This window comes from Pseudonocardia tropica (genome assembly GCF_040105315.1).
Taxonomy (GTDB): domain Bacteria; phylum Actinomycetota; class Actinomycetes; order Mycobacteriales; family Pseudonocardiaceae; genus Pseudonocardia; species Pseudonocardia alni.
The window spans coordinates 150,746-156,745 of record NZ_JBEDNP010000013.1; the positions used below are offsets into that span (position 1 = coordinate 150,746).

6 protein-coding genes and 1 pseudogene are annotated in these 6,000 nt (G+C 75.8%); 4 read left to right on the forward strand and 3 right to left on the reverse strand.

Going from position 1 to position 6,000, the window contains the following annotated elements:
- Positions 1-535: 535 nt before the first annotated feature.
- Both WHI96_RS21015 and WHI96_RS21020 read right to left on the reverse strand, forming a co-directional pair.
- Positions 536-2,029, reverse strand: a complete 1,494-nt coding sequence (locus WHI96_RS21015) for a 1,4-alpha-glucan branching protein domain-containing protein (RefSeq protein WP_345641655.1) — start codon at positions 2,027-2,029, stop codon at positions 536-538.
- Positions 2,026-2,775, reverse strand: a complete 750-nt coding sequence (locus WHI96_RS21020; RefSeq protein ID WP_345641652.1) for a class I SAM-dependent methyltransferase — start codon at positions 2,773-2,775, stop codon at positions 2,026-2,028. The genes WHI96_RS21015 and WHI96_RS21020 overlap by 4 nt, the downstream gene beginning before the upstream one ends.
- Before the next feature lie 152 nt (positions 2,776-2,927).
- On the opposite strand from WHI96_RS21020, the gene WHI96_RS21025 reads away from it, so the two are divergent.
- The 3 genes from WHI96_RS21025 to WHI96_RS21035 all read left to right on the forward strand — a co-directional run bounded on the left by WHI96_RS21025 (position 2,928) and on the right by WHI96_RS21035 (position 5,181).
- Positions 2,928-3,152 (forward strand): hypothetical protein, encoded by a 225-nt coding sequence (locus WHI96_RS21025; protein ID WP_062397238.1) that lies wholly within the window; start codon positions 2,928-2,930, stop codon positions 3,150-3,152.
- A 173-nt stretch (positions 3,153-3,325) separates the two neighbouring features.
- Positions 3,326-3,532 carry a hypothetical protein gene (locus WHI96_RS21030; protein WP_345641647.1) on the forward strand — a complete coding sequence of 69 codons (207 nt, stop codon included), beginning with the start codon at positions 3,326-3,328 and terminating at the stop codon, positions 3,530-3,532.
- Positions 3,533-3,735: 203 nt separating this feature from the next.
- Positions 3,736-5,181, forward strand: coding sequence for a phytoene desaturase family protein (locus tag WHI96_RS21035; protein ID WP_345641644.1), 1,446 nt, complete (start codon positions 3,736-3,738; stop codon positions 5,179-5,181).
- Here the strand turns inward: WHI96_RS21035 and WHI96_RS21040 are convergent.
- Positions 5,156-5,452 carry a hypothetical protein gene (locus tag WHI96_RS21040; RefSeq protein WP_062397226.1) on the reverse strand — a complete coding sequence of 99 codons (297 nt, stop codon included), beginning with the start codon at positions 5,450-5,452 and terminating at the stop codon, positions 5,156-5,158. The two genes, WHI96_RS21035 and WHI96_RS21040, sit on opposite strands and share 26 nt — an antisense overlap.
- A 400-nt stretch (positions 5,453-5,852) precedes the next feature.
- On the opposite strand from WHI96_RS21040, the pseudogene WHI96_RS21045 reads away from it, so the two are divergent.
- Positions 5,853-6,000: pseudogene (locus tag WHI96_RS21045) on the forward strand (electron transfer flavoprotein subunit beta); the annotation flags it as partial.

The window sequence follows — 6,000 nt, forward strand, 5'->3', positions numbered from 1 at the left end:
ACAAACGCCGGACCGGCGGTAACCCCCGGGGCACCGTGCCGACCGCTCCGCCGCCGCGATCGGCCGGCCCGCGCGCCCGCCTCCGGGGCGAACCGTCGACGCGCGGGGTGTGGAGGAACGCGCGTCGGATCGAGGTCGCGTTCTCCGAACCCGGACGCGTCCATCGGCCGGTCGGTGGAGGACGAGGCACGGGGGTCGGGTGGGTCCTTTGCGTGCTACCCGCCCGTCGCGCGGCACCCTGCCCCCCGCGCGGGCACCCCGCGCGGTGGTCGCCGCGCCGGACGACAGGTCGCCACACCGTGCGATCGGCCCGTCGCGCCCGGCGGAGCGGAGGCGATGCGCGGGCGGCCGCGAGCCGCGCCTGGCCGAGCGGGAACCCGTGGCGCGGCCGGGAGCCGTGGCTCGGGCAGCCGTCCACCACGACGGGCGGGCCGGGAGCGGTGGCCCCGCCGTCCGGGGTCACGGGGCGTCCGGGGCCGGTGCTCCACCGACACCGCCCCCGCCGAATCCGCTTACCGGGTAAGCGAGTTCGCGGTCAGACCCGTCCCAGGTCCCGGGCGTCCACGTGCCCGAAGGTCGGCAGCGGCACGTCCGCCCAGGCCGCGACCCGGCGCTGTGCGGCCCGCCGCCGCCCGGCGCGCAGCAGCCCGGACAGCTCGGCCACCCGTCCGGCGTGCAGGGCGGCGCGCGAGCGGGCGTACCCGGCCGCGGAGTCCTTGCTGACCATGAACGCCCAGTCGCTGGACAGCGCGTGCAGCGCCTGGTCGGCCAGCAGGTCGGCCAGCGGGTCCCGGACGGGTCCGGGCAGCGGGGCGGCGAGCAGGTCGGACTGGACCTCGGCGTTCCGCGCGACCAGGTCGGCGACCTGCGGCCCGGCCCAGACCCGCCAGTCCTTGCCCGAGCCCCAGGACGACTCCCGCAGGTCGACCGGGTCGCCGACCAGACCGTCGTCGACGGCGTCGCCGAGGGTGCGCACGGCGACCCCGGCCTCGGGCAGCCGGCGGAGCACGGCGGCCAGCCAGGCAGGTCCCTCGTGCCACCAGTGCCCGAACAGTTCGGTGTCGAACGCGGCGACGGTCAGTGCCGGGCGGCCGTGCCCGGCGCGCAGCGCGGTCAGCCGCGCGACGACGGTGGCGACGAAGTCGTCGGCGTCGCGGGAGACGGCGTGGGCGGCGAGCGCGGGGTCGTAGGGCTTCTTCCGCTCGCTCGGTACCCGCCGTCCGGTGACCCGCGCCGGTTTGAGGCCGGACTCGTGGTCCCAGGTGTGGAAGTCGCGGTACTCGGCCGAGCCGGGGTAGCCCTTGCGCGGCGACCACACCCGGTAGGTGATCTCCAGGTCGCGGCCGACGCACACGACGTCGGAGGTCCCGACCGGCCGGGCGAACGCGGTGTCGCCGCGCAGCGCGGGGCCGTCGACGAGGAAGCGGCGCACCCCGGCGGCGGCGTAGTCGTGCTCCATCCCGGGCGCGAAGCCGCACTCGGGCGCCCAGATCCCGGCCGGCCGCGCGCCCAGGCGCAGCGCGTGGTCGTCGAGCCCGGCGCGCAGCGAGAACGCCCGCACCCGCGGGTCGAGCAGCGGCTGGAACGGGTGCGCGGCCGGCCCACCCAGCAGCTCGACGGCGCCGGAGTCGCGCAGACCGCGCAGCGCGGGCGACCCGCCGTGGCGCCAGTGCCGCTCGAACTCGGCCGTCGCCGCCGTCGACACGCGGTGCTCGTGCGGGGCCAGGTCCGGCAGCCGGCCCGCCGCCGAGTGCGCGCGCAGCGTCCACCCGCCGAGCCAGTCGTGCACCCCGCGCAGGCAGTGCGGGTCGTCGAGCTGCGCGGCCAGCACCGGCGTCACCCCGAGGGTGGCCAGGCCGGTGCGGCCCTCCTCGGCCAGCTCCCGCAGCGTCGCGACGACGGGCAGGTAGGAGTGCGCCCAGGACTGGTAGAGCCACTCCTCGCCGACCGGCCACCGGCCGTGCCGGGCCAGCAGCGGCAGGTGCGAGTGCAGGACGAGGCAGAACGTCCCGACGGGCGCGCCGCTCACGGCCGGGTCGCCGTGACCAGCAGGTCGAGCGAGGCGTCGAGGTCGGTGTGGTCGCCGGTGCGCAGCACGAAGTCCGAGCACCGCACCCCGGCGACGTCGACGGCCAGCGCGTGCGGCCACGGCTCCCCGGACAGCGCCAGCGCGGTCTGCGCCTCGATCAGGCCGCCGTGGCGGGCGTCGAGCTCGCGCAGCCGCGGACCGTGGTGCAGCCCCTGCACGACGACCCGGCCGAACCCGGCGTCGTCGACCAGGCCGGCCAGCTCGCGCGGGTCGAGCTCGCGGGTGTGGAACGGGTTGAGCGGGGTGTCACGACCGGGGGAGAAGGTGATCCGGTTCGGCGTCGACACCATGAGCCGCCCGCCGGGACGCAGCACCCGCCTGCACTCGCGCAGGAACCGCTCCTGCTCCCACAGGTGCTCGATGACCTGCAACGACACGACGACGTCGACGCTCCCGTCGGGCACCGGCAGCGCCACCAGGTTGGCCCGGGCCACGTCCACCCGCGGGTAGCGGGCCCGGACGTGGGCGACGGTCGTCGCGTCGTAGTCCAGCGCCAGCACCGAGCGGGCGGCTCCGGCGAGCAGGTCGGCGCCGTAGCCCTCGCCGCAGCCGGCCTCCAGCACGGCGACGCCCGAGCAGTCGGCGGCGATGGCCGCGTAGACCACCTCGTGGCGGCGGAACCAGTAGTTCTCGTGGCTGATGCCCGGGACGGTGCGCTCTCCGGTGAGGGGCAGGCTGCTGGTCACCCACCGACTTCACCACGCCCGTCGGTGGGAGTTCGCACCGGTCCCCTCGCGTGCGCTACCGCTCGTCGACGCGGGGCAACGCAGTGTCACCACGGACGTCTGAGGACGTGGAGCCCGACGCAGAACCCGTGAGGCACGACGGAGGGGGACACATGACCGACATCGCGACCGACGAGGACACGGTGACGCTGACCATCACCGGCCGCAGCGGATCCTGGCTGGTGTCGGGTGTGCTCGGCCGGGAACCGCTGCCGCTCAAGGGGCTGGACGACGGCGCGCTCGCCGAGATGCTGTGGGCGATGCTGCCGGTGGCACCGTCGGCCGCGCACGGTCCCGCGTACCCGGCCCCCGCGCCCGGCCGCCGTCACCCGGGCTGATCCCCCCGTCCGGTCGCGCACGTCCGGTTCGCGGTCGGCGCACGGTTCGTGCCGGTCGGCGTGCGGTCGGTCCCCGGACGGGTATCAACTGCCCACCGACGGGTATCCGCCGTTCCCCGGATCCGTGCGGGCCGGGGTGACGCCGACGGCGTCGTGCCGAGAGGAGCCCAGGGATGAACGATCCGGCGGACGAGGACGAGACGCTGTCGCTCACCATCACCGGGCGGTCCGGTTCCTGGGTCGTGTCGGGTGTGCTCGGCGACGAGCCGGTCGAGCCGCGGGCGATGGACGACGAGGCACTCGGCGAGGTGCTGTCGATGGTCGTGCCCGAGGAGGACCGCGTCCACGCCGAACCCCCGCACGGCCGTCGAGTGAGCTGAGCCGTCGCGTGAGCTGAGCACGGGCGGCTGAGCCCGGTAGCCGTCCCCGCAGCAGCGGCGCCGCCGGCAGCGCCACCTCGACCTGCAACCGGTCCGCCCCGCTACGCCGTGGCCGGCGTGGTCGACCGCAGCGACCGAGCTGCGGCCGTACGGTGTGCGGGTCGACGCGTCGCTGCTCCGACCCGGTACCCCAGGAGGACGCCATGACCACCGCGACCGTCGTCGGATCCGGGCCGAACGGGCTCGTGGCCGCGGCCGTGCTGGCCCGCGCCGGGGTGGCGGTGACCGTGCTGGAGGCCGCCGACGAGATCGGTGGCGGCACCCGCACGGTGGAGGCGATCGTCCCGGGGCTGCTGGTCGACCACTGCTCGGCGGTGCACCCGATGGCCGTCGGCTCGCCGGTCCTCGACCAGCTGGGCCTGGACCGGTACGGGCTGCGGTGGCGGCTGCCGGAGGTCGACTGCGTCCACCCCCTCGACGGCGGCGACGCCGGCGTCCTGGTCCGCTCGGTCACCGGCACCGCGGACGGGCTCGGGGCCGACGGCGCGCTCTGGCGCGCGCTGTTCACCGGACCGGTGCGCGACTACGACACCTTCTCCCCGGACGTCCTCGGCCCACTGGTGCGGATCCCGCGCCACCCGCTGCTGCTGGCCCGGTTCGGCGCGCCCACCGTGCTCCCGGCGGAGGTGCTGGCCAGGGCGTTCCGCACCGAGCGCGGGCGGGCGCTGTTCCTGGGATCGGCATCGCACGCGTTCCGGCCGCTGAACCGGCCGCTGTCCTCGGCGATCGGGCTCGGCCTGTTCACCGCCGGGCACCGGCACGGCTGGGGCGTCGCCGAGGGCGGGTCGCGGGCGATCTCCGACGCGCTCGCCGCGGTGCTCGCCGAGCACGGGGCGAAGGTCGAGACCGGGGTGCACGTGCGGTCGGCGGACGAACTGCCGCCGTCGGACGTCGTGGTGTGGGACGTCGGCCCGGACCGGCTGCCCGCCCTGCTGGGGGACCGGCTGCCGGCCCGGGCCGCGCGGGCCTACCGGCGCTTCCGCCACGGCCCGGCCGCGTTCAAGGTCGACTACGCGGTGGCGCGCGGCGTGCCCTGGACGCACCCCGACGCGCGACGGGCCGGGACGCTGCACGTCGTCGGGTCGGCGGCGGAGAACGCACTCGTCGAGCGCGAGGTGCACGCGGGCCGGATGCCGGAGCGGCCGTTCGTCCTGGTCGGGCAGCAGTACCTGGCCGACCCGTCCCGCTCGGCGGGCGACGTCCACCCCGTGTGGGCCTACGCGCACGTCCCCCGCGGGTACACCGGCGACGCCACGGAGGCGGTCACCGCGCAGATCGAACGGTTCGCGCCCGGGTTCCGGGAGCGGATCGTGGGCACGATGGTCACCGATCCGGCCGCGTTCGCGGGCAACCCGAACTTCGTCGGCGGCAACATCCTGACCGGGTCCAAGGACGTGGCGCAGCTGCTGCTCGGGCCGCGGGCGACGCTGCAGCCCTACGACACGGGGGCGCCGGGGCACTTCCTCTGCTCGGCCGCGACGCCGCCCGGCCCGGGTGCGCACGGGATGTGCGGCGCGCACGCCGCGCGTCGCGCGCTCGCCCACCTGGGCCGCGCCGGGCCGCTCAGACGGGTTCGGGCTCCCCGCTGACGGCCACCACTCCGCCGATGTCCTGGCGCAGCCACGCCAGCAGCGTCGCGTCCTCCAGGGTCAGCGGCACCTCCGGCCCGCCCCACCCCAGACGGGTGGTCGGCCGGTGGACCAGCGCGTCCTCCAGCATCGCGGCCAGACCGTCGGTGGCCCGGACGGTGCGACCGCCGTGCTCCACGGTCCGGCTGCCCGGAACGTCCTCGTCGGCGTGCGGCCCCGTGCTGAGCACGTAGCCGGTCCCCAGACGGTCGTCGAACCCCGTCACCTGCACGACGGCTCCTTCCTGCCGAGTGCGCGAGGTGCCGACGGTAGCGAAACCGGATCCCCGATCAGGGGTCGCGGCGTGTGACCTCGTGCGCGCACCAGGTGAGGAGGACCGCGCGTGAGTACGGTCACGACCTGGCCCGGTTTGCCGGGATGCTACTCGTTGGTAACAATGAACGTCACAGTGGCACGGCGTGCCATTACGGTACGAGCAATGGCAGAGTCACCGGTGACGACGGACGCGACGCCGCGGCCCACCCCCGCTCTGAGCGAGAGCGCGCGGCGCAGCACCGTCACGGTGACGCGAGACGGTCCGGACCCGGGACGACCGGGACCGGAACGCGACGAAGGACGACGCGGTGTGCGCGTGGGCGCAGGCCGCCGCGGCAGGAGGTCGAAGAGGTCCTATGAAGATCGTGACCCTGGTGAAGCAGGTGGCCGACACCTACTCGGAGCGGACGCTGTCCGACTCCGACCACACCCTCGATCGTGAGGGTGCCGAGGCGGTGATCGATGAGATCAACGAGCGGGCGGTGGAGCAGGCGCTGCAGTTGA